This window comes from Shewanella oneidensis MR-1 (assembly GCF_000146165.2).
Classification (GTDB): Bacteria; Pseudomonadota; Gammaproteobacteria; order Enterobacterales; family Shewanellaceae; genus Shewanella; species Shewanella oneidensis.
On record NC_004347.2, the window covers coordinates 3,622,122 to 3,647,916 of the forward strand.

Genomic DNA, 25,795 nt, shown 5'->3' on the forward strand with positions numbered 1-25,795 from the left:
CGCTTAACACGATGGGATAAGTCGATACATGATTTATCCCATCGGAACGTCTGAAGACCGTAAAGAAAAAACTTCTCCATGTTAACCTTGATTTTCGGGCGCAAGCTCGGCTTGCTTTGCCTCTTCGAGCGTAAAAGACTCACTCATTTTTACACACTCAAGTACTGCTTTCGCATAGAGTGGAATCGGCTTATCCCGAGGTAAACGCGGTAGCTGAGTCCCGGGCAAGGTAAGCAGATACTCATTGACTTTAGATTCAAACCACGAGAAACGCATCAACTTAAATCCTTGATTAGTTTCTAAATAGCATTTGTAATCCTGTCGCTTCTCATTTTCTGCCGCCATCGCTGACCATTGGAGTACCCAGAGCAGCAACAAACAGACAGTACCGTATTTCATCATAAGGCCATTACTCATCTCAACTCGTTAACTCTTTACATCATTGACTGATGTAATAATAAATTTTGTTCGTTGTTGGCCCGCCACCTATACATTTAGGGTTACCACTTTCACATGTCGCTTCATCTGGCGCCGCATTACCGATACCAATCAAAAACATATCTGGCGTTGGTACTTTGGCATTCGGGTCCTTAGGCTGCTCGGCGGGCGGGATCACCAACTGCGGCGTATCCAGTACCAGTTCGCCTGCATATAAATAATCCGTTTTGTAACCACGAGTGCCCCTGTGTAAATTCTTTTTATAGAGATACCCCTTACCCGAACTCAAGCATTGATTCACCGAGCCATCACTACCGGGCACAAAACTGGTGAAATATACTTCCCCCCCGACTATGGTCGCGGACGAAAGGCTCTTTTCGCCTTTACGAGAGAAGTTATAGTACCAACCGCGTTTTTGACCAAAGGCTATCTCGCTGGCTTGATCGCTTGGCGCCGCTGCCGTGACATCATATAAGTCACTTAGTTGCAGCGTTTTAGGCACAGGCTTTTGATTCGACTTACCTTGGAATGATTGGGTCACAATGTTTCTATCTTGCAATGTAAAAAACATATCCGAGCGAGACACATCACTTGGTTTGGCCCTATGACCACTGCCTATAACAATTGCGTCGTAAGGAATATTCTGTGACGTGACCACTTTGGTCGATTTTCCATTAACGACTTTAGTCAGCTCAAAGGTATTGGAAATCAAGGTTTGCGCCACTATTGGCCCAGAAAAAAATCGCCGATCGCCCGCAACCGAACTCTTATCCCCTAATGCAGCGAATTTAAATCCTGACCAAGTCGAAGTATTCGCAGAAGGCATGTCCATCCGCCACACATTACCTTGTATATCAGTGGCATAAATCCTATCCGTAAGGCCATCGCCATTGCCGTCCAATACAGCAACACTGCTCGGAATACTATTAGCAATACCGGGCAATGGGGTGTTCGCCCCGCTGCCGCCAAATTGATGGATTAAACTGCCGGTTTGCGCATCGACAATAAATACGCCACGGCCACGGCTGTCATCAGTGCCAATCTCAGCGCCATCTTTAGTTGAAGGGGAATATCCGCCACCAAAAATCAATACTGGCTTATCGCCAGTGGCACTGGGGATTGTCGTCACCACAGGCGTCGACCAGGATTGCCCTAACTCACCCATACCGGGTGAGCTTGCATCAATCCTCCACATAAAACTGGGGTTATCGGGGCTGGTCACATCGAGGGCGTAATACGCATTGCCACCACGGCGCATTCCCACAAATACCCATGCCTTTTCAATACGTTTTCCCTGCATTTTGGTATAAGCAACGGGCGAGCCATCAATACCATAAACGGAGTGCACCCCTGTTGGTGCATTCGCCTTCAAATCGCGAATATTCGGCAGTAGCTCATAGGGCATAAATCCCCAAGCTTCAGACACGCTGTCGCCTTTATCCTTAAACATATGCAGGAAACCATGGTTAGTCCCGACAAGAATTCGGATATCGGGTTTAGCTTCAGAACCAAAATTCAGTGCTAAGGGCTTGGAATGTAAAGCATCTCCCATAATATCGGTGCGCCAATTTGGGGTTGCGCCACTAGCGGCAGTTAAGTCCTGATTCTTATCGTTATCAACGTCGATCCCTTTGGCCCAGTCAAACAGCCCAGTGAGCTCCGTTTCATCAACGCCCATATAGGTCGCTAAACGCGCATTACCACCTGCTTTACGAGAAGCATTTGACAGAGTAAAAGCGCTCAATCCACTGCCTAAATTACTGTATAGGGTGCGACTACTCGCCTCTTGCATCGCGGCTAATACACCACCACGCTTAACATCATTACCATCGCCACTACTTCCGCATTCTTCGGCCGAGGTCCAATAGGAGCACGCATCAGCTTTGATATTGCCATCTTCTCCTATCGCGTTTTTGCCTTTGCTATCGACGACATCACCGCTGCTAGTTACTTTAAATTTTTTAATATTGCCTAGGGTCTGTTGATCTTTCGAGAGTGATTTTTAGACAGCATGCCAAGACGTTATAATTTGCTTCGCCAAAAGTAACCATAACCTCAAGCCATGCCAAGACTTATGCTAACCGATGCACGCTGGGAAAAGCTATTTCATTTAATGAAAAGCACAGGCCGTGTTTATGACAAACCTGAACATAGACAAACATTCGAAGGTATTCTTTACCGCCTTAGAACAGGTATCCCTTGGCGAGATTTACCTAAAGAGTTCGGTCATTGGAGCACGGTCTTTAGACGGTTTCATTTATGGTCTAAGAAAGGCGTTCTAGCACATTTATTCAAGGCCTTAGCCAACCTTGCTGATATAGAATGGGTCTTTATTGATGGCTCGATAGTGCGAGCTCACCAGCACAGTGCAGGTGCAGCGACGCTAAGTAATGAGAGTATTGGTAAAAGTCGAGGCGGTAATTCAACCAAAATTCACTTAGCCGTCGACAGCGGAGGATTACCGATTTATTTCGAATTATCAGAAGGCCAAAAACACGATATTACACACGCCCCCAGCTTAATTGAGCACCTGAAGCAGGTTGATACCGTCATTGCAGATAAAGGTTATGACAGCGATGCTTTTCGTGAACTTATCGCCAATAAAGGCGGGAAATCTGTTATTCCAAGGCGCCGCTATAAGAATACACCTCAAGAAAGAGTCGATTGGTGCTTATATCGGTATCGACATTTAGTGGAGAATGCTTTTGGAAGAATAAAACACTATCGAGCAATATCAACAAGATATGACAAGCTAGCAAGAAATTACGCCAGTATGGTGTCACTGGCGTTTATGTTAATGTGGTTGCCGATGTATTGCTGAAGAACATTTGTACAGCAAAGATCAACAGACCCTAACCATCTTGGTCCTTTGTTAGGTAAAAACATCGAGTAATAAGCAGAATCAAAGGTTTGCGTACGGTTGAAGTTATTGCTCGCTACCGAGGGTGAAGTAAAGCTGGCATTTTTTTCGAGGATATTATTTAAAGCCGTTTGCAGTGAAGAACGCAATTGACTGGCATCGGTCGCATCAAAATACTTACCACCGCCATTTTCAGCGGTTTGTTTCAATAGGTGTTCAGCACTGGCTGCACCTTCACTAAAGCCAATGGTAAAGGTTCTAACGGTTTGTTTTCCGGCTAAATTAGGATTCACGTCCTCAGTTCGCATCCAGCCAGAAAGCGCACTGAGATAACTTTTCGGATTAGAAGTATGCTTACCCACACCATTGGTTAAACGCTCAATAATGCCATCGGCCGCACTATCCAGTGTCGGCTCACCGTCGGTGATATAAACGATATACGCTTCATTTTGGCAAGGCTTAAAGGGCGACTGATAGTTATTCGTCCCAGGAGTTAATGCTTTGGGATCAGTAAAAGGGTTTTTGCTCGCCTCGTAGGTGCCCTGATAATACCCCCAACGATCGTAGTAATTGTAATCGCTATCGTCATCACCAAAATACTGTTCCTGCCCACCAAAATAACGATAGGCTTCATAGAGAGTTTCGCATAACGGCGTATTTTGGGCATAACTAATAAGATTGACTCTTTTTAATAAATCAATTTTGGCTTGGGCGGACATGGTCTTAATCCCAGAGATAATCCGCCCACCGTCACGCGCAAAATCAGTCGGGCCATTCATATTAAAAACAGCTAAACCAAAATCCACGCCGGGAGTGGTTAAAATCACACTTTCAATCGCATCTTGCGCCAACTCTAGACGGGTTTTATTGACCTTCTTTTTAGTGCCATGGTGCCAGTTTAAATAATCTTCGGTATAAACAGTGACCACTTTGCCAGAGCCAAAACCTGTTTTCTGCGCCTTTGCCTTCGCGCTTGCCTTAGCACTCTCGGATGAGTGAATATTGACTGCTGTGTACCGAACAGGTTTAGCCGCAGAGCCTAAACTGTCCACGGGTAACCCGTTAGCCTCACCAGTCGCATTACCGAGTCTTTCATCTTGGATATCTTCAAAGCAATCGACAGCGGCTATCGAGTTACCGTTTAGCTCAGAAAATTCTTTCCATGAGCCTGTTCCCCCCGAAAAACCATATTCCCGAAAAAAACCAGTAAAGGTGCCATACCGATTGAGGTAATCCCACGAACTTTCACAGCCATTGAGCACGGCATTAAACTGACGCTTTTCACGCTGAGAGGCAGGATTAGGTAACTCCGCATTATCAGCCGAACCTCGGCTATAAAATAACTTTCCCGACTGGGCATAATTAGCATTACGTTTATTCTCGTAAGGAGCATCGACCCCATAGGCAAGACTACTCATGCTGCCCGAGTTATCAAAAATAATCAGCACTTGCGGACGAGACCCATTTCGTGCTGACGCTTCGAACACATAAAGCTCTGTATCATCCGCAATGCTTGATGCTGAAAATAAGCCGGCAGCAACCACAACTAAGCACGAAATAATAAGGGATACAATCAACTTTAGCGTATGAAAAACGCTTAATAATTGCATCTTGAGTATTATTTTAGAGAAAACAAAAGCAAACGCGGATATCAACACAGTTTTCTGCTGACATTTAAATAAAAGCTGAATCATACAGTATGCATATCGGTTATTAAGGGAAAGACAAAAGCACCCGCAAACAACTGTTTTATAACGTAAATAAACTTAAAGAATTCAAAATTACCGAATAAAAAACAGTAAAATTATAAAACCAGAAGATTGCCGTTGACTTTTACCATTAACAACACTTATTTGGCAATAAATAAACATTTAAATTTTTAATTAAAATTTAAAACCAACACTACTAAATTAAAACGAGATAGTAATAAAACGTAATTTAAACACCATTAAAAAAACCGTATTTAATTCTATTAAATTTAAATCTATCTACTTTAAGTGTGGGTGACTAAAAAAACACCATTTTTATTTATCCCCTCCAGGGTTAGTCAAAAAACAACTTATAAATAGAGGTTTGAACCATTTTCCCACTGAAAAGATCCTGTCGTAGGAGCCTTGCTGTATCTAATTATTAACATTATGCTAACCAACCCGATGTCAGCGACATATAACAACTCAAGGATCTTAGAATGCGCATGCTCTCCCGCCGTGGTTTCAGTCACACTAAACCTCAACCACAGGATGTGTATTCGCTCGCATCGAACAAAAAACATGCTACGACTCAGGCTGCACTTTTCTCTTTGCTGAGTTTATTTTCCGTTGCTGCATTTAGCACAGAGCCTGCGCCATCATCCGTCACCGATGGTCCTTATGTTTTCCTCGACCAAGGGCATGAAAATACAGCCTATTGGATCTGCCAAAGTCAGCTTAAGCAAACCCAAATTGCTGCTAATCAATTAGCGCGACCAGCGGATTGCGGCAACTTACCGCAGCCCAAACGCCATACCGATGCCCCCAAAGTAGAAGCAGATACCTACACTCATGCAGGTAAAATAGTGGCCTTAAGCGATGTACATGGACAATTCGATGTAATGATTAACCTGCTCAAAGCCCACAAGATTATCGATGCTAATAATCGCTGGGCCTTTGGTGACGGGCATATGGTCATGACAGGTGATATGTTCGATCGCGGTCATCAAGTAAACGAAGTTCTGTGGTTTTTATACACCTTAGATAAAGAAGCCCAGACCGCCGGCGGCCGTTTACATTTACTCATGGGTAACCATGAGCAAATGGTGTTTCGCGGAGACCTGCGTTATATCAATGAGCGTTACAAAACCTCGGCTGAACTACTCAATCGTCGCTACGATGCCCTCTATAACAAAGATACCGAGATCGGTCGTTGGCTGCGCAGTAAAAACACCTTAGTGAAGATAAACAACCTACTGTTTATGCATGGTGGGATAAGCCCTGAATGGATAGAACGTAAACTCAATATCAGCGATGCTAATCAATTATTTCGCCAGCATTTAGACGATAAAAAAGAAGATTTAAAACAAAACGACCTGTTGAATTTCCTCTTTTTCACCAATGGCCCCACTTGGTATCGTGGCTACTTTAAAGACGCACTGGCAGAACCTGACATTGACCAGATCCTTAACTACTTTAAGGTCGATCACATAATCGTCGGCCATACGTCACAGGATCGAGTGCTTGGGCTTTACCATAATAAAATCATTGCTATAGATAGCAGTATTAAGGATGGTAAGTCTGGAGAATTGTTACTCATAGACGACGATAAACTCACCCGCGGTCTATATAAGGGTGAGCAAGTGCCACTCTAATCAATATGAGGGCTTATGAGTTTAATCCATAAGCCCTTTTTATTATTCACCAGAAGGATAACAAGACTATTCCCCCACCGAATAACTGATAACTTACCGCAAATACAAAAACTCAACTCATCCGCTCAACAGCCCCTATACTCTGCAAATGACTCTCGAATGCTAAGGGACGAATATGGACTTCAAGTCGCTGATAAATATAGGCCTTACACTAATACTCTTAGGACTATCTTCCCCCAGTTTTGCGGGACGAGAGTTGAATTTAGTCGCGACCAATTACCCTCCATTTTATGCCGATGCGTTGCCCGAGCAAGGCGGTGTCGCCCAAGTCGTTAAAGAAGCTTTTAAGCTGCAAGGCTACAACGCCAGTGTCACCTTTTATCCCTTTGCACGGGCGGCATTACTGGTTAAAACAGGGCAAGCAGATGGCATTATTGGGCTTTGGTATCGCAAAGAACGGGAGCAATGGGCGCATTACTCTGCGCCGATACAAGCCGTACAGATTGTCTTCTACAAACGTAAAGATAACCCATTAAGTTTTAGTCAATTAAGTGAACTTAAGCCCTTTACCATCGGCATCGGGCGCGGTTACGCCAATCCACCCGAAATTGCCGCCACCGGGCTCACCACTGAGGAAGGTAATTCCGACGAAATCAATCTTAAGAAATTGTTTCTAAAACGCATTGACTTAGTATTGATTGGTCACAATCTTGCTCAGTATTTAATCAAGAAAAATTTAAGCGAATATGCCGATCTCTTTGAGCAAGTCGGTGATCCCATCGCCACCGAGGTATTCCATCTAGGCGTCTCTTTGGCGATAACGGATCAAGCCACGTTAATAGCGGAATTTAATAAAGGGCTAGAAAGTATGAGAAAAGATGGTCGTCTTGCCAACATTTTAAGCCAATACGCTCAAATCCCTGCGACTACAGACCCAATAGAAAAAATACGAACACAAGCACATCCTTAGTACGCTAACTCGGCTATGTTAGCCGATTCAAAAGCAACAGAAAAAATTGCCATGGGTGCCTCGAGTGCAAAACACAATTTCTTTCACTTTCGTTTGGTTAACTTTACAAACTTTTACCCAACTGATGACGGTTATTCACTAGAATAGCGCCATTAGTGCGAACGCCTCTTAACTGTTTTTGTGCGAGATAATTATTCCAATGAAAAAAACCATAATAGCCATTGCCTTAATTGCTACGGTTGCTACTGCTGTGAGCTTTAGTGATGTACTGCAAGCGGCCAAACCTGAAAGCGCTCCCCAACCTATGCGCACCGTACCCGTGGTAACAGGGGAAGTCGTTGAGCACCCACTGGCACAATCTGTTTCGTTGATTGGTAAATTGGCCGCCGATCGCGCGGTCGTCATTGCGCCGCAAGTCACAGGCAAAATTAAGCAAATTGCTGTAGTGTCAAATCAAGCGGTGAAAAAAGGTCAGCTCCTTATCGAGCTCGATGATATGAAAGCGCAAGCCGCCGTTGCCGAAGCCAATGCTTTTTTAAATGATGAAACCCGTAAACTCAAAGAGTTTGAAAAACTCATCAGCCGTAATGCAATTACTCAGACGGAAATCGATGCTCAAAAAGCCAGTGTCGATATTGCTAGGGCTCGTCTAGCCTCTGCACAAGCGGATTTACATTACCATTCCCTTATCGCACCTTTTGCCGGACAAACCGGCCTGATCAACTTCAGCGAAGGTAAAATGGTCAGCACGGGTAATGAGTTGATGACATTGGATGACTTGTCTAGCATGCGACTCGACTTACAAGTGCCAGAGCATTTTCTGTCTCAAATCAGCATAGGTATGCCCGTATCGTCCACCAGCCGTGCATGGCCGGGGGAAACCTTTATCGGCAAAGTGGTTGCCATCGATCCCCGCGTGAATGAAGAAACCTTAAACCTGAAGATCCGCGTGCAATTTGAAAACACCGATAATCGCTTAAAACCCGGTATGATGATGTCATCCACCATCACCTTCCCGCCAATTTCAGCCCCGATTGTGCCAGTGCAAGCCTTAGAATATTCAGGCACTAAACGCTATGTCTATGTGGTTGGAGAGGATCATATTGCCCATCGCACAGAAGTGATTTTAGGGGCGCGGGTGGGCGATCAAGTGCTCATCGATAGCGGTCTTAAGATTGGCGATAAAGTGGTGGTTCAAGGGCTTGTAAATATGCGCGATGGCTTAAAAATAAATGAAGTCGCTCTTGAAGCTAAAAATAGTAATAACCGCCCAGCCAAGTCAGACGTCAACACTGCGGAGACGAAATAATGTGGCTGTCCGATGTCTCAGTTAAACGCCCCGTCGTTGCGATCGTTTTAAGCTTATTGCTGTGCGTCTTTGGCTTAGTGTCCTTCACTAAACTTTCAGTACGGGAAATGCCTGATGTTGAAAGCCCTGTGGTGACTGTCAGCACCAGTTATTCCGGTGCGTCGGCTGCCATTATGGAAAGCCAAATCACTAAGACCCTCGAAGATGAACTTACGGGGATCAGCGGTATCGATGAAATCACCTCCACTACCCGCAATGGTAGCTCACGGATCACGGTCAAATTCCTCCTCGGTTGGAACTTAACCGAAGGGGTGAGTGATGTGCGTGACGCAGTAGCTCGTGCCCAGCGCCGCCTACCTGAAGACGCTAACGATCCAGTGGTCTCCAAGGACAATGGTTCCGGCGAGCCGTCAGTGTATGTGAACCTAAGTTCAAGCGTGATGGACAGAACCCAACTGACCGATTATGCCCAGCGGGTATTAGAAGATAGATTCAGTCTGATCAGTGGTGTGAGCTCGATTAGCATCTCTGGCGGTCTATACAAAGTCATGTATGTCAAACTCAGGCCCGAGCAAATGGCGGGGCGCAACGTCACCGTCACCGATATTACCAGCGCCCTGCGCAAAGAGAATATCGAAACCCCAGGCGGCCAGGTACGTAACGATACCACAGTGATGTCGGTGCGCACCAAAAGGCTCTATTACACCCCAAAGGATTTTGATTATTTAGTCGTTCGTACTGCCAGCGACGGTACGCCTATCTATTTGAAAGATGTGGCCGATGTGGCCGTAGGCGCACAGAACGAAAACTCCACCTTTAAGAGCGATGGTATTGTTAACCTAAGTCTAGGGGTGATCACTCAATCCGATGCTAACCCCTTAGTCGTTGCACAGGAAGTACATAAAGAAGTCGATAAAATTCAAGACTTTTTACCCGAAGGCACCAGCCTTGTGGTCGACTTTGACTCCACCGTCTTTATTGACCGCTCGATCAATGAGGTTTACAACACCCTCTATGTCACTGGCGCGCTCGTGGTGTTAGTGCTGTATATTTTTATCGGTCAAGTAAGGGCAACGCTTATCCCTGCGGTGACAGTCCCGGTGTCTCTGATCTCGGCCTTTATCGCCGCCAATATGTTTGGCTACTCGATTAACCTATTAACCTTAATGGCATTAATCCTTGCCATTGGTCTAGTGGTCGATGATGCCATTGTGGTGGTCGAAAACATTTTCCACCATATCGAAAAAGGTGAAGAGCCGCTGCTTGCGGCTTACAAAGGCACACGGGAAGTCGGTTTTGCGGTCGTGGCAACCACCGCAGTGTTAGTCATGGTGTTCCTGCCTATTTCCTTTATGGAGGGTATGGTCGGTTTACTCTTTACCGAGTTTTCCGTGATGCTAGCTGTATCGGTACTGTTCTCTTCCCTCATTGCCCTCACACTAACACCTGTACTGAGCAGCAAACTGCTAAAAGCCAATGTTAAACCAAACCGTTTCAATCGCTTTGTCGATCGTGGTTTTGCTCGAATGGAAAAGCTTTACCATGTCGGTGTGACCCATGCGATCCGCTTTAGATTACTGGCGCCACTGGTTATTCTTGCCTGTATTGGCGGTAGCGTATGGTTAATGCAGCAAGTCCCCGCGCAATTAGCGCCGCAGGAAGACCGCGGTGTACTCTATGCCTTTGTGAAAGGCGCCGAGGGCACTAGCTATAACCGTATGACGGCGAACATGGATATCGTCGAAGACAGATTAATGCCACTCCTTGGCCAAGGTGTATTGCGGTCTTTCAGTGTGCAAGCCCCTGCCTTTGGTGGTCGTGCTGGCGATCAAACCGGCTATGTAATTATGCAGCTAGAGGATTGGGAACATCGCAATGTCACGGCGCAACAGGCGTTAGGTATTATTAGCAAGGCATTGAAAGATATTCCCGATGTAATGGTTCGTCCTATGATGCCAGGCTTTAGGGGCCAATCGAGTGAGCCAGTACAATTTGTACTGGGTGGCTCTGATTATGCCGAACTCTTTAAATGGGCACAGGTGTTAAAAGAGCAAGCCAATGCCAGCCCGATGATGGAAGGCGCCGATCTGGATTACGCCGAAACCACACCGGAACTGATTGTCACCGTTGATAAAGAGCGTGCCGCAGAACTAGGGATCAGCGTCGATGACGTCTCCCAAACCTTAGAAGTCATGCTCGGCGGGCGCAAAGAAACCACCTATGTGGATCGCGGCGAAGAGTACGATGTGTATCTGCGCGGTGATGAAAACAGCTTTAACAACGTTGGAGATTTAAGCCAAATCTATATGCGTTCGGCCAAGGGCGAATTAGTCACGCTCGATACGGTCACCCATATCGAAGAAGTGGCCTCGGCGCAAAGATTGAGCCACACCAATAAACAAAAATCCATCACCCTTAAGGCTAACATCAGTAAAGGTTACACCTTAGGCGAGGCCTTAACGTTCTTGGAAAACAAGTCCATAGAGTTGTTACCCAAGGATATTTCCATCGGCTATACCGGTGAATCTAAGGACTTTAAAGAAAACCAAAGCAGCATTTTTATTGTGTTCGGTTTAGCGCTACTGGTAGCTTACTTAGTACTCGCTGCGCAATTTGAAAGCTTTATCAACCCCTTAGTGGTGATGTTTACTGTGCCAATGGGGGTATTTGGTGGTTTCCTCGGCCTGTTGGTAACCAGTCAAGGTATTAACATCTATAGTCAGATCGGCATGATCATGTTGATTGGCATGGTGACCAAAAATGGGATCTTAATCGTCGAGTTTGCCAACCAATTGCGTGACCGAGGTTTGGCCCTAGACAAAGCCATTATCGACGCCTCGACCCGCCGCTTACGCCCGATTTTGATGACGGCCTTCACCACTTTAGTCGGCGCGATACCGCTGATTTTCTCAACGGGCGCAGGCTCTGAAAGCCGGATTGCCGTGGGGACTGTGGTGTTTTTCGGCATGGCCTTTGCGACCTTTGTAACCCTGTTCGTCATCCCGGCAATGTACCGTTTAATCTCGGCCGCCACCCATTCACCGGGTTATGTTGAAGCGAAACTCGAAGCGGCCATAAAAGCTCAAGAGCTCGCAGCACAAGAGGCAGCCAAACAGCAGGAGCAAACGGCAAAAGCTTGATAACAAAGCGGTGATGGAAAACCAAGAGACGTAAATCATCAGCGCGGATCATAAAAAGCCAAGGTACAAATACCTTGGCTTTTTATTTATGTCGGAGTGGAATTACTCGCCACGGGCGCGACTCATACTGAGCACTGTACAAAACAATGCCGCCAACGTAATCACGCCGCCAAGATGGTTAATCAGACCGACAACACCCAATCCCGCGCCGAGCAAAATATAGTAAAACAACCCAAAGAGTGCGCCAGCAGAGCCAGCGTAAGTACGATAGCCTGCCAGAGCAGAGCTGAGTATATTCGGTATCGCAATCCCGTAAGCAATCACAATCAATAACATAGGTGCTAAAAAATAAACATTATTCAAGCCGATAAAGGTCGATTGCAATAGCCAAATGCCAACTCCACCGACAAGTGCGATGCTACTGGCTAAACGAATCAGTCGTGGGCTGGTGCAGCATCGACCCAGCAATACTTGATTAAAATAACTACCAAGGAATGCGCCAAAGCCTAACAATAAGCCACTCATACCAAAGATAAGCGTCGATAACCCTTGCGCCTCAAACATAAATGGCGCCAGTGAAAAGTAGCTAAACCACATCAGGTTAAACGCTGCCACCAGCAAGGTATTCTTAATAATTCCGCGGTCACTAAGCATCTTAATCGCTAACTCACCTATGGCAATTGTCTGGGTGTGTGCGGGTTTGGTTTCGGGTAAGGATTTTACCGACAAAAACAGCAACACAATTGCTGAGCTCATCAGTACGACAAACACACCTTGATATCCCCAAAAGGCACTGAGAACGCTGCCCAAAAGCAACCCGATAACGGGGCTTATTCCAAATGACATTCCCATCACAGAAAAGACTTTCGCTAACTCCTCGCCACTATAACTGTCACGCATCATGGTTTGAGTTATCACAGAGCCCACTGCCGCGCCAAAGGCCGACAATACCCGAGCCATCAGCAACAAACTAAAGTCGCTTACGAGTAAAGCGAAAGCAGAGCCAATGGCATAACAGACTAATCCCGCGAGCATGGCTTTGCGCCGACCAATCACGTCGGCTAAACGTCCCCAGCAAAAAACACCAATCGCAAAGGCAACAAAATAGACTGATAAGGTTTGCGCGGCAGCGCTAATCGGCACGGCAAAGTGCTCGGCAATATCTGGCAATGCAGGACTATAAATGGTTTCCATAATTTGCGGAAACATCATTAGCAGCACAGCAAGCCATAATGGTGGTTTTATATTCATGATTTAAAATAAATTTTAGTAATCCAAATACATTGGGTTACTAGGGCGTGTTGACGTTTCAGGGTTATTTTTGCAGCAATTTGGCTGGCTTTTATGCAAGGCAAAGTCCGTGCAGTGTAGTTATTCTACATAAACGGACGATAACGCGGCAGAAAAGCCAGCCAAATGCTGCCCGAAGGGTTCGTCTGGCAAGCCCTTGCTCTTACTTTCTGTCATAAGAGCAGCTCGTCATTTGAGTAGAATAACTACACATCATTCCTCGTTTCGTGAGCACGTGCTTGCCAGAACGAACAAAATCTAATCTCGAAACGTCAACACGCCCTAAAATCTAGCTCCATACTTGTCAAAGATGACGCAGTATAGATAGGATGGACAAAACACAATTAACGACATTTAGACAATAAACATCAAAAATAGGACAAAATGGCCTTTATTAAACCTGAACAGCAATTCAACCCCGATGCATTGCACAACCTCGTCATAGGTATTGCTGCGGATATGGGGAAGCACGATTCAGGTATGCATCACCACCACAAAGCTCAACTGCTTTATGCTTCTGCTGGCTGTATGAGGTTTTCCTTAGCTGATACTCAAGTCGTACTACCGCCAACCCGCGCGGCTTGGCTACCCGCGGGCGTGGAGCATCATGTCACTATGCGCAATGTGGTTGCCTATCGGTCACTCTACTTTGAACCAGAAGCTGTCGCCTCTTTGCCAAGTGAGGTCACAATTTTCCATGTTAATCCGTTACTCAAAGCACTCATTGACACTATGTCATACTGGCCGTGGAACAAGCCTAGATACAGTCAACACAATGCTTTTGCTCTATTTTGCGAAGAGTTGGAAAATGCAAAGGCAGAAAATCTAGCTTTGCCCTTACCACAGGATAAGCGGTTACAAACTTGGCTTAAGCAAGTACTGCAACAGGAGATGCAGCCTGCCAATCTAAAAGAGATGGCTATTGAAATTGGCGCCAGTGAGCGCACGATTAGTCGTATTTTTAGCTCGCAGACTGGGATGGCTTATCAGGCATGGCGGCAACAATGGCGCTTACTGTCGGCGATAGAGCAATTAGCAGCAGGCACATCAGTGGCGCAGGCTGGTTTTAATTTACAGTTTTCCAGCGACAGCGCCTTTATTAGTTTTTTTAAACAATATACGGGAACTACTCCTGCACAGTATTTTAAATAAATCAAATAATTGAAGTGTTCTACAACCTAGATCAAGCCGCTATTTCGTTTAGTTTTCTTTCATGCTAAAGACCGTCATTTACATGGCAAACGACAGATTATTTTTCTCTGACTGACTTAAGATTGTCAGAGCACACCTGAGGTTATATTAAATCCCTACACACTCAAAGTGCCCGAATTTCAATCCATCACAACCTGATTTCGGCCACCGTTTTTTGCTTGATACAATGCCTTATCAACCCGACACAATAGGCTTTGCAAACTCTCATTTGCTTGATATTGCACACAGCCGAAACTCATCGTTAATTGCATATGTTGACCATAGGATTGATAATCTGTTGCCGCTATCAGCCCCCTTAATTGTTCACAAAGAACGCCTGCAGATTCTGGAACAACGTGTTCTAAAACGATCAAGAACTCTTCTCCTCCCCAACGGGCAATACAGGTTGCAGCTTGGGCAGAATGTTGCAATTGAGACGCGACTATTTTAAGTACGTCATCACCACAAAGGTGACCAAAGTTATCATTGATATTCTTAAAAAAATCGATATCACACATCACGACACACAAAGAGGATTGGGTGCGATCACTTTTTGCCATTGCCGCCGCGAGCACATCCTCTATCTGCCGCCGATTAGCTAGGCCCGTTAATAAATCGGTTTTTGATTGCCGCTCATTCTCTTCTAGCAAGAGCTGTAACTGATGCACATCTCTCATGGTAACGATGTTTAAATTGGATTGGTTTTCCGTGGTCAATTGTGCATTAATTAAAAACCAGCGGAACTGGCCAGTGCCGCAGCGAATAAAGGTTTTAAAGCCTGCAGTACTCAACCCTTGCTGTTCACTTTCATAAACGACGCTATCCCACTCAAGCATGGCTTGCTCTCTAATAATAGGATCGGGATAAACAGTATCAAACCATGCAGCAATATTGGGAATTTCACTTAAGTTGTAGCCTAATTGCTCAACAAAAGCATGATTCATAAAGCGATGAATTCTGTGCGTACTCGGCCTGCGACCTTCAACCGCAAGTGCTTCAGACAATAAAATTGGAATGGGGATATAATTTAACGTCTTAAATAATAACGCTTCGCTCTCCTCAGGAAATAATCGCCGCATCCGCCCTCCCAATTACAACATACAGATAACATTTAATTGATAGAAGCACATAAGATTTATAAGGACAAGACAACAAATAACCTTCACTGAAAAATAAATGAAGCATCAAAAGATGAATAATGCATTTATTTATAAATAAAAATTTTATTAGACAGATAGTTAACTCACTTTATTAAACGCTAACTTGTTTTAATCCGTTTATCCTAAACACAAATTGACAGCTTATTATTTAACCGTCAAATTTAAGGGCTACCATACCAAATAATGGTTTTATCTCAATTTGACCTAATGTCTATGCTATAGTGACGATGACATTCACTCATTGCTGACATTCCTTTGAACAAAATCGCTCTCTTTGTCGATGTGCAAAATATTTATTACACCTGTCGCGAGGCATATCAGCGCCAATTTAACTATCGCAAACTGTGGCAACATTTAAGCACACAGGGAGAAATTGTCAGTGCTGTCGCTTATGCCATTCATCGGGGCGATGATGGCCAATTAAAGTTCCAAGATGCCTTAAGGCATATCGGCTTTGAGCTAAAACTAAAGCCCTTTATTCAACGCAGTGATGGATCGGCAAAAGGAGATTGGGATGTAGGGATAACGATTGATGTACTTGATGCTGCCCCCAATGTAGATACAGTAATACTGCTTTCTGGCGATGGTGATTTTGCGATATTGCTTGAGAAAATAACGCAAAAATATGGCGTAAAAGCAGAGGTCTATGGTGTACCTCAACTGACGGCTAAAGCTCTGATGGATGCCACAACGCAATTTAACCCGATTGATGATGTTTTACTGCTCTAACAGCTATAAACCTTAAGTTTGAAACTCTTGGGTTGATAAATGATAAAAATTATCTATGTCAGCCAACAATATACTGTAAACACCAGCATCTAACTGCCCCTTATCGACCATGGGCTGCATAATGTCGTAAATCTCTGATAGCGACAAAGAGCCTCGATATGGTCGCTTTTGAGTCAGCGCCTGAAAAACATCGACTACAGCAAGAATACGCGAAGGTAAATCTAATTGTTCCTGCCGCTTACTAAAAGGATAGCCAGAACCATCGAGACGCTCATGGTGATTTGAGGCCCATTCGCCAATCACCGACTTGGGGAAAAAACGATGTAAAGTATGTTCTGTATCAACAGTATGACGTTTGACAATCGAATACTCTTCCTTCGTTAATTTGCCTTCTTTATGCAGCAATAGGTCAGGCGTTTTAAGCTTACCGACATCATGTAATAATCCCGCGACGTATAATAATTCAGCATCGGTATCTGATATACCGCAGTCCTTTGCCACTAATTTTGCTAACAATGCGACTTTTTCTGAATGGTGAAATGTAAAGGGACTCTTAGCATCGACTATTCGAGCTAAAAATCGCGCTAATTGCTTCACACCTCCGATATCTAACTCTTTGTCGTAAAAGTGATTAGCTTTGAACTCCAAACCTAACAACTCAATATGAGTTGCATCCATGTTGTACCAAAAGCCATCCTTCTTAACCAGTTGGCACATAGCATTGACCATTTCTGGTTCAAATAAGGTTCCGCAGTGAGCCAATAAATTCTCAGCAACCATACTTTCATGCAATGTAATCAGCTCCTCATGGCAACCATGCGTATATCTGGCCCTTAAAAAGTCGGTACGATCCGCTAAGAAAATCAGTGCAGCAATATCACGCTCAAAGACAGAAAGATCATGGGATTGCAGCTCAAGCCAAGGCGTGTGGTGGTATAGAACGATAGGAGCAAAAACATCTAAAATCGGGCATTCAAGCAATGCCTCATAGCCACGTTTGCTATGACAATGGGCATCTTCCGGTTGCATTAATTTAAGTAGACGTAAGTGTTCTTCGGAGGAGGAAACGCCGCAATCATGGATAAGCCCCGCAAAATAGGCGAACTGCTTTTTTTCATCAGGCCAGCCGAGCACACTTGCACATTCATAAGCCATATAGGCAACCCTATGGCCGTGGTGCAAATCATCTACCCCAACAAAATCCAATGCCGTGGCAACGGCTAACAACGCATGCCTCACATCCATGTAGACTTTGAAGTCATGGGGCAGAAAGGCATTCATTGAATTTTCCTAATTAATTATTTGTTCCTCGCTAAAATATAGTCAATACCTTGATAATTAGCTGCAAAATACAAAAAAGACCTGAAATTTCAGGTCTTTTCTATCGATATTAAATAGAACTTATCACACAATGAAGTTAGACCTCTAGCGTCCTCTTACGACGGCCGCGTTTTACTAAGGAGTAGTAAAACAGTGGTGTCAGAATGAGACCAAAGATAGTGACTCCAATCATACCTGCAAATACCGCCACTCCCATGGCCTGACGCATCTCAGCGCCCGCCCCCGTCGAAAACACCATAGGCACCACTCCCATGATAAAGGCGATAGAAGTCATCAAGATGGGGCGCAGCCTTAAGCGTGCCGCCTCAAGAATTGACTCCATAACCTCCATACCATGGTCTTGTTTCTCTTTGGCAAATTCGACAATCAGAATCGCGTTCTTCGTCGCTAAGCCCACGAGGACGATAAGACCAATCTGGGTGAAAATATTATTATCTCCACCATAGAGAAGCACACCACTGAGCGCCGAGAGTAAGGTCATTGGGATAATTAAGATAATCGCCAATGGTAAACTTAAACTCTCGTATTGCGCCGCGAGCACCATAAACACCAGCACAATCACCAGCGGGAACACCAATAAGCCAGTGTTACCGGCGAGGATCTGCTGATAGGTCAGCTCAGTCCACTCGTAGGTCATGCCTATGGGCAAGGTCTCGGCGAGGATTTTCTCAATCGCCGCCTGTGCTTGGCCCGAACTCACACCCGGTGCTGGGCCACCGTTAATCTCAGCCGTGGTGAAACCGTTATAGTGCATCACACGATCGGGCCCCGCGCTCTGACTCACATTGATAAAGGAGCCTAGTGGGATCATATCGCCATTCACATTAGGCACTTTTAGCTGACTGATCTGCTGCGGGCTTTGACGGAACGCTTCGTCGGCCTGCATATTCACCTGATAGGTTCGACCAAAACGATTGAAATCGTTTACATAGGTCGAGCCCATATAGGTTTGTAATGTCTGGAAAATTTGATCGAGCGACACTGCCTGCTGTTTCGCTTTAGTCCGATCGATATCCAGTTCAAGTTGTGGCACGTTCACTTGATAGCTGGAGAAAATCCCCGCCAATTGTGGATCGGCCCACGCCTTGTACATCACTTGTTGGGTCACCTGATACAAGGCCTCATAACCAAGGTTAGCTCTGTCTTGAATTTGCAGACGGAACCCTCCAATAGTGCCGAGGCCTTGCACAGGTGGCGGCGGGAAGATGGCAATAAACGCATCCTGAATACCAGCAAATTGCTGATTTAATTGGCCGGCAATCGCATTCGCCGACAGTTCAGGACTCTTACGTAACTCAAAATCATCGAGCGCAACAAACACCACGCCCGAGTTAGGACTATTGGTAAAACCGTTGATACTCAAGCCGGGGAAGGCAATAGAGTGCGCCACACCGGGGTGATTCAAGGCGATGTCGGACATTTTCTTGATCACCACATCGGTACGCTCGAGTGAGGCCGCATCCGGTAATTGGGCAAATGCCACTAAATACTGTTTATCTTGGCCGGGCACATAGCCCGTTGGGGTATTCACAAATTGCACGCCCGTGAGCGCAACCATGCCCAGATACACCAGTCCGATAATGCCGCCAAAACGGATCACCTTACGCACTAAATAGCCATAACCTTCAGATGCACGGTTGAATAAGCGATTAAAAGGAGTAAATAACCAACCACCAAACAGCTTATCCATTAACCGAGTGAGTGCATCCTTAGGCGCGTCATGGCCTTTGAGTAATAACGCCGATAACGCAGGACTCAAGGTGAGTGAGTTAATGGCCGAAATAAAGGTCGAAATAGTGATAGTCAGCGCAAACTGCTTATAAAACTGCCCCGTTAATCCACTCATAAAGGCGGTCGGAATAAAGACCGCGGCCAGCACTAAGGTGGTTGCCACAATCGGCCCAGTCACTTCCTTCATGGCTTTTTGCGTCGCTGCAATCGGGCTTAACCCCGAGGCAATATTTCGCTCCACGTTTTCTACCACCACAATGGCATCGTCGACCACAATCCCGATGGCCAGCACCAGACCAAACAGTGACAACGCATTGAGCGAGAAGCCCATCAAGTGCATAAAGGCAAAGGTACCAACCAAAGAAACGGGCACGGCCACCAATGGAATAATCGAGGCACGCCAAGTCTGTAGGAACAACACCACCACTAATACCACTAAGAGCACGGCTTCAAGTAAGGTTTTGACCACGGCTTCAATCGAGCCACGCACGAACACAGTTGGATCGTACACAATCTCGTATTGCAGGCCTTCGGGGAAAGACTTAGCTAGTCTTGCCATTTCGGCGCGTACATCGTCGGAAATTTGAATCGCATTCGAGCCCGATGCTTGGAATACCGGGATCGCCACCGCATCCTTGTTATCCAGCAATGAACGCAGCGCATAACTGATCGCACCAAGTTCGACTCGCGCCACATCTTTCAAGCGGATCACCTCACCGTTTTGTCCGACCTTGATGATAATGTCTTCAAATTCTGACAGTTCAGTCAGGCGCCCCTTAACGTTAATCAACAACTGGAAATCGGCATTGCCACTGGGCTGTGCTCCTAAACTGCCCGCAGCGGCTTGCTGATTTTGCTCTCGTACTGCAGCGATAATATCCGATGGTGACATGCCAAGCGCCGAGACTTTATTCGGATCAAGCCAAATCCGCAGGCTGTACTCGCCCGCACCGAATAAACGCACCGCGCCCACGCCTTTGATGCGTGCTAACTCATCTTTTACGTTGAGCGCCGCATAGTTAGACAAATACAGCATGTCATAACGGTTATCCGGCGACAGTAAATGCACCACCATGGTTAAATCAGGCGACGATTTTTCGGTCACAATCCCGAGGCGTTGAACCTCCTGCGGCAAACGTGGCATAGCGCGATCGACTCGGCTCTGCACTTGGGTTTGCGCCCTGTCCACATCGGTGCCAATGGCAAAGGTGATGGTCAAGGTCATGCGTCCATCGGACGTCGCCTGCGATGACATATACAGCATGTCTTCGACGCCATTGATTTCCTGCTCTAGGGGCGAGGCTACCGTTTCGGCAATGACTTTAGGGTTCGCGCCAGGGTAGTTGGCGGTCACCACCACTGTCGGCGGCACTACTTCTGGGTATTCAGTAATGGGTAATTGCCAAACGGCAATCGCTCCGGTGATAAAAAATAGCAGCGAGAGCACGGCTGCAAATATCGGTCTTTTAATAAAAAACTGCGACAACATTCTGTTGGATTCCTTATCCGCGGCTTGCCACTTCAACGGCTTGAGTTGTTAGGTTTTCTTGGTTTTTATCAAGCATTAGCTGAGCATGACGAAGCGCCTCTAGCTGCTCGCTGTCAGCCATATCGACTAGCAGTGGCTCAATTTGCATCTTAGGACGAACCCTCTGCATACCATTGACCACAATTTTGTCGTTTGCTGCCAAACCTTGCTTAACAATCCGTAATCCTTGAACTTTTTCACCTAGGGTGACACCGCGATACTCCACAGTGCCATCATTTGCTACCACTAACACAAATTTGTTATTCAGATCCGTTCCCACGGCTTTATCGTCGATCAAGATACCGTCGTAGGCGCTGCTACCAGCAGTACGCAGCCTAGCGAACAAGCCAGGGAGCAAACTGTTGTCTTCATTGCTAAATGTGGCTCTAACTCGAATAGTGCCCGTCTGTCTGTCCATCGCATTATCAACAAAATCGACTATGCCGACGTGTTGATATTCGCGCTCGTTTGCCAGCGCCATATATACGGGATTGTCGCCAGCACGAGGGTCGTTACGCTTTTTTTCAGCGGTCAATTTGACGTATTTCAGGTAGGTTTGCTCATCTACATCAAAATAGGCATACATGCTAGCGGTAGAGACCAAATGGGTTAGTACACTCTGCCCAGCACTGACATAGTTACCCGCGGTGACATTGGCATAGGACGCACGGCCATCAATCGGGGCGCGCACTTGGGTGTAATCCAAATCCAGCTCGGCGCGCAGCAGCGCTGCCTTCACTGAAGCTACGGCCGCTGTGGTTTGTCGTTTATTGGACTCGCGGGTATCAAGTAATTCCGCGGATACCGCCTTTTGGACAAAGAGTTTGCGGGCACGTTCTAAGTCGTTAGTGGCCAGTTGATCAGCAGAGAGCGCGCTAGCAAGATCTGCTTTTAACCGGGCCACTTCCGCTTCGAACACACTCGCATCGATACGAAATAGCACATCACCTTTTTTAACTAAAGCGCCTTCTTTAAAATTCACCGATGCAATATAGCCAGACACGCGTGGCACTAAGGTCACGCTCTCAGGTGCCTGCAAACGACCGGTAAATTCATCCCACTCGGTGACTCGCTCCTGCAATACCTGCGCAACATCCACCTTAGGTGCAGCCGGTGCTTGCCCCTGCAGGACTTCGGGTTCGCCACAGGCCGAAAGGACAAACGCCGCCACGGTAGTCAACATCAATGTCCGTAAAGTTGGGTTACTTATCATCTTACAATCCTCATGTGGCAGGCATTTATCTCGTTTAAGACAGACATCACTGATGGGCACTCGGTCAAAATCAATAAATACCGATTGGTAAAAAATATTATGTACTGAACGGTAATATATATTGTAAAATGACCCTGTCAATAGATTTTGTACCGATGAGTATGTAATATTTTGTGACAACTTGATAAACATGTAGTTGAGCCTTGAGGTAATTAGCCATGGCGAACGTGCTATGTGGGCTTGAATGGACGATGTATTGTGGTGAGTTACTCACCTAACCCGCAGACAGCAGGCAAGAGTGGCTGGACATGAACTAAGCCCATGTCTATCCTAGGGGCAATTGAGAATTGAGGAGCCCAATGATGTCAACCGTCCCCCAGACGCCCTGCGTAGGTCGCCCACGCGCCTTCGATGCCGATGATGCATTGGCCAAAGCCTTGGAAGTCTTCTGGCGCAAAGGTTTTGAAGGTACATCGTTAACCGATCTAACTCAGGCCATGGGCATCAACAAACCTAGCCTTTATGCTGCTTTTGGTAACAAAGAACAGCTATTCCTTAAAGCGATCGAGCTATACGAGCAGCGCCCCTGTGCGTTTTTCTATCCTTCACTTGAAAAAGAAACCGCCTATCAAGTGGTTGAGTCTATGTTACTTGGCGCAGCAACCTCCTTAGTGGATGAAAACCAACCTCATGGCTGCTTGATTGTCCAAGGCGCTCTCGCCTGTAGTGAAGCAGGACAAGCCATTAAAGAAACACTGATCACCCGCCGCCGTGACGGTGAGCAAGCATTATGCGAACGCCTGCAACGCGCAAAGGATGAAGGCGATTTACCCGCCGACGCCGATCCCCTGCTACTCGCCAGATACGTAGGCACTGTACTACAAGGCATGGCCGTGCAAGCAACTAATGGCATATGCCCGGGGGAACTCCGTAAAGTCGCCGAGATAGTGTTAGCGAATTTCCCCAAAAATAAAGGCTGATTAAACTGGCACGCTTTTAATTAAACGATTGCGATAAAGGTAATTGATATAAACCCCAGCTGAATACTGGGGTTTATACTTTGTGAGCCACCAATAGAAGCGGGATTAATGCTGAACTTGGTGGGTGACTAAGCTTGGACGCAGCAGATTGTCATGGACGGGGCAACGGTTACACACTGTATCTAAAAACTCATTCTTTTGTGCGTCGGTTAAGTCGGCATCAATGCTGGCATTGATCGCAATTTCCTTAAAACCTACCGGATCGTCTGAAGGCTGCCCAAATAGACCTGCTGAGTTCATCACGGCTCTCACATGCACATCAAACTGGCGAATCGTGATATTACGCTCACGTGCTACCATCTTAGCTATCGCCGAAATATAGCCACCAAGCGAAAATAAAAACGTCTCTAAAGGATTAGCGCCCTCATTGGTGGCGCAGGGTTGATCGATGATCAGCAAATGCTCACGCACTTGCGCAGTGACCTTCCAACCGCTTGCCATATGTGTGGTGACTTCTATCACTTTTTCAGCCATAACAAACTCCATTAGTTTTATTTAAATCAGATTATTCTAATGGTGCAAAAATGAAAAGTCACAAGCTAAGATCACAGTTTATGAAGTCAGGTTAGGGAGTCGGTGTTAAGGTTTAACCTACATGTCTAGGGTGTAAGGTTTTAAGAAAATCGCGATAAATGTGAGTTATTCTGCACAGGCAAACCAATAAAAATCCAAACCATCGAAGTAAAAAAGGCACTAAAAAGCCCCTTCCAATCAGATTGGAAGAGGCTTAAGAAGGAAATAAAGGCTTATAACACTATCCAAGTTGCCTTGATTTCAGTGTATTTATCAAAGGAATGCAGAGATTTATCTCGGCCATTACCAGACTGTTTATAACCACCAAAAGGTGCGGTCATATCGCCACCATCATAATGGTTAATCCACACCATGCCACTACGCAATGCTTTAGCCGTTTTATGCGCCTTGCTGATATCCGCCGTCCAAACACCTGCCGCTAAACCGTAAATGGTATCGTTAGCGATCGCAATCGCCTCCTCCATACCATTGAATTCAATAACAGATAATACAGGGCCAAAGATTTCCTCGCTGGCAATTTTCATTTGGTTTTTCACATTTGAAAATACCGTTGGCTGCACATACACACCGCCCGTTTCGGCCAGCACTTGTTGCCCGCCATAGACTAGGCTTGCCCCCTCATTTTGCCCAGCCTTGATGTAGCTTAAGATGGTGTCAAGCTGCTGCTTATCGACCACGGCACCACTGACAGTCGTTGGTTCGAGTGGATGACCGGGCTGCCAAGAAGCCAACTCTTCAGCTATAAGTCCAACAAGCTCATCTTTAACACCAGATTCCACCAGCAAACGTGAACCCGCAGTACAAACTTCACCTTGGTTAAAGCCAATGGCTTCAGCGGCAGCCACCGCCGCAGCCTTAAGATCAGGCGCATCGTTAAATACGATGTTCGGGCTTTTACCGCCCGCCTCTAACCAGACCCGCTTCATATTCGACTCGCCCGCATAAATCATTAATTGCTTAGCGATTTTTGTTGAGCCAGTAAAGACTAAGGTATCGACATCCATATGCAGCGCCAGTGCTTTGCCGACAGTATGGCCATAGCCTGGTAGCACGTTTAATACACCTTTAGGGATCCCAGCTTGAACGGCAAGCTCGGCAATACGAATGGCGGTGAGCGGTGATTTTTCAGAGGGTTTAAGGATAACACTGTTCCCCGTAACGAGCGCTGGACCTAACTTCCAACAGGCCATTAGCAGCGGGAAATTCCAAGGCACAATCGCCGCCACCACGCCCACGGGTTCACGGGTGATCATGCCGATTTCATTATGCGCAGTAGGCGCCAGTTCGTCATAAAGTTTGTCAATCGCTTCCCCTGACCAACGGATGGCACGGGCAGCACCAGCAACATCCACCGCCTTTGAAAAACGTATCGGTTTGCCCATATCCAACGTTTCTAATAGGGCCAGCTCATTGGCGTTTTCTTCCAATAACTCGGCAAAACGGATCATCACTTGTTTACGTTTAACAGGCGCCGCCTTTGACCATACCCCAGAGTCAAAAACCTCACGAGCATTGGCCACAGCAATATTGGCGTCCATCAAATCGCAACTGGCAACTGGCGCTAATAAACGGCCATCGATTGGACTGATGCAATCAAAGGTATTACCCGATGACGCATCGCGGTATTCGCCATTAATAAAAGCCTTGCCATTGATTGCTAGGCTTACAGCGAGGTTTTCCCAATCGCTCCGTGTTTTAGGTGTACTCATGATGACCTCTTAATCGTTTGTATTCGTTTATTTTATATTTATTGGGATAAGGGCTATCTCGACTGACAAATGCCAAAGATGACCTAAGTCTGTAACTGCCACTTAGATTACGCTTTTCAGACATCGATATTCAATATTTTTTACAAAAATAGCATTTTTGACACAAATAACTGCACAGCACTCTTCCACGTTCATTATTTCTAACATAGCATAGCAAATATTAGCCACCCTTAACGAAGACCTGACCTCATTTAACAAGGAAAAGGACA

General features: G+C 46.0%; 18 protein-coding genes. 8 read left to right on the forward strand and 10 right to left on the reverse strand.

Annotated features, from left to right (window positions below; translation table 11 throughout):
• Positions 1–81 precede the first annotated feature (81 nt).
• Positions 82–417, reverse strand: coding sequence for a TapY2 family type IVa secretion system protein (locus SO_RS16255; RefSeq protein WP_011073323.1), 336 nt, complete (start codon positions 415–417; stop codon positions 82–84).
• A 22-nt stretch (positions 418–439) separates the two neighbouring features.
• Positions 440–2,182: a pilus assembly protein gene (locus SO_RS16260; RefSeq protein ID WP_238560492.1), complete on the reverse strand. Its 1,743-nt coding sequence runs from the start codon at positions 2,180–2,182 to the stop codon at positions 440–442.
• 318 nt (positions 2,183–2,500) lie between these two features.
• On the opposite strand from SO_RS16260, the gene SO_RS16265 reads away from it, so the two are divergent.
• A complete protein-coding gene (locus SO_RS16265) occupies positions 2,501–3,259 on the forward strand; it encodes an IS5-like element ISSod6 family transposase (protein ID WP_011071076.1) in 759 nt (252 codons plus the stop codon).
• Here SO_RS16265 and SO_RS16270 read toward each other — a convergent pair.
• Positions 3,202–4,908, reverse strand: coding sequence for a pilus assembly protein (locus tag SO_RS16270; RefSeq protein ID WP_238560493.1), 1,707 nt, complete (start codon positions 4,906–4,908; stop codon positions 3,202–3,204). The two genes, SO_RS16265 and SO_RS16270, sit on opposite strands and share 58 nt — an antisense overlap.
• Positions 4,909–5,486: 578 nt before the next feature.
• Here SO_RS16270 and SO_RS16275 point away from each other — a divergent pair.
• The 4 genes from SO_RS16275 (at position 5,487) to SO_RS16290 (ending at position 12,060) form a co-directional block, all read left to right on the forward strand.
• Positions 5,487–6,641 (forward strand): metallophosphoesterase, encoded by a 1,155-nt coding sequence (locus tag SO_RS16275; protein ID WP_011073324.1) that lies wholly within the window; start codon positions 5,487–5,489, stop codon positions 6,639–6,641.
• Positions 6,642–6,816: 175 nt separating this feature from the next.
• Positions 6,817–7,611 carry a substrate-binding periplasmic protein gene (locus SO_RS16280; RefSeq protein ID WP_011073325.1) on the forward strand — a complete coding sequence of 265 codons (795 nt, stop codon included), beginning with the start codon at positions 6,817–6,819 and terminating at the stop codon, positions 7,609–7,611.
• Positions 7,612–7,810: 199 nt separating this feature from the next.
• Entirely contained in the window at positions 7,811–8,920 is a 1,110-nt protein-coding gene (locus tag SO_RS16285) for an efflux RND transporter periplasmic adaptor subunit (RefSeq protein ID WP_011073326.1), read from the forward strand.
• On the forward strand, positions 8,920–12,060 hold the full coding sequence (locus SO_RS16290) for a multidrug efflux RND transporter permease subunit (protein ID WP_011073327.1): 3,141 nt from the start codon (positions 8,920–8,922) through the stop codon (positions 12,058–12,060). The genes SO_RS16285 and SO_RS16290 overlap by 1 nt, the downstream gene beginning before the upstream one ends.
• Positions 12,061–12,162: 102 nt before the next feature.
• Here SO_RS16290 and SO_RS16295 read toward each other — a convergent pair whose 3' ends face one another.
• Entirely contained in the window at positions 12,163–13,311 is a 1,149-nt protein-coding gene (locus SO_RS16295) for a multidrug effflux MFS transporter (protein ID WP_011073328.1), read from the reverse strand.
• Between the two features lie 423 nt (positions 13,312–13,734).
• On the opposite strand from SO_RS16295, the gene SO_RS16300 reads away from it, so the two are divergent.
• Positions 13,735–14,502 (forward strand): AraC family transcriptional regulator, encoded by a 768-nt coding sequence (locus SO_RS16300; protein ID WP_011073329.1) that lies wholly within the window; start codon positions 13,735–13,737, stop codon positions 14,500–14,502.
• 179 nt (positions 14,503–14,681) lie between these two features.
• Here SO_RS16300 and SO_RS16305 read toward each other — a convergent pair whose 3' ends face one another.
• A complete protein-coding gene (locus SO_RS16305; protein ID WP_011073330.1) occupies positions 14,682–15,620 on the reverse strand; it encodes a sensor domain-containing diguanylate cyclase in 939 nt (312 codons plus the stop codon).
• Positions 15,621–15,956: 336 nt separating this feature from the next.
• Here SO_RS16305 and SO_RS16310 point away from each other — a divergent pair, with 336 nt between their 5' ends.
• Positions 15,957–16,430: a LabA-like NYN domain-containing protein gene (locus SO_RS16310; protein ID WP_011073331.1), complete on the forward strand. Its 474-nt coding sequence runs from the start codon at positions 15,957–15,959 to the stop codon at positions 16,428–16,430.
• 12 nt (positions 16,431–16,442) lie between these two features.
• Here SO_RS16310 and SO_RS16315 read toward each other — a convergent pair whose 3' ends face one another.
• From SO_RS16315 to SO_RS16325, 3 genes are all read right to left on the reverse strand, one after another.
• Positions 16,443–17,711 carry an HD-GYP domain-containing protein gene (locus SO_RS16315; protein ID WP_011073332.1) on the reverse strand — a complete coding sequence of 423 codons (1,269 nt, stop codon included), beginning with the start codon at positions 17,709–17,711 and terminating at the stop codon, positions 16,443–16,445.
• Positions 17,712–17,847: 136 nt separating this feature from the next.
• Entirely contained in the window at positions 17,848–20,991 is a 3,144-nt protein-coding gene (locus SO_RS16320; protein ID WP_011073333.1) for an efflux RND transporter permease subunit, read from the reverse strand.
• A 13-nt stretch (positions 20,992–21,004) separates the two neighbouring features.
• Complete coding sequence (locus SO_RS16325; RefSeq protein ID WP_011073334.1) at positions 21,005–22,243, reverse strand: efflux RND transporter periplasmic adaptor subunit; 1,239 nt, start codon at positions 22,241–22,243, stop codon at positions 21,005–21,007.
• A 359-nt stretch (positions 22,244–22,602) separates the two neighbouring features.
• Between SO_RS16325 and SO_RS16330 the strand changes: the two genes are divergently transcribed.
• Positions 22,603–23,223 (forward strand): TetR/AcrR family transcriptional regulator, encoded by a 621-nt coding sequence (locus tag SO_RS16330; RefSeq protein ID WP_011073335.1) that lies wholly within the window; start codon positions 22,603–22,605, stop codon positions 23,221–23,223.
• Positions 23,224–23,328: 105 nt separating this feature from the next.
• Here SO_RS16330 and SO_RS16335 read toward each other — a convergent pair whose 3' ends face one another.
• Entirely contained in the window at positions 23,329–23,757 is a 429-nt protein-coding gene (locus SO_RS16335) for an OsmC family protein (RefSeq protein WP_011073336.1), read from the reverse strand.
• Positions 23,758–24,029: 272 nt separating this feature from the next.
• Entirely contained in the window at positions 24,030–25,526 is a 1,497-nt protein-coding gene (locus tag SO_RS16340) for an aldehyde dehydrogenase (protein WP_011073337.1), read from the reverse strand.
• Positions 25,527–25,795 lie beyond the last annotated feature (269 nt).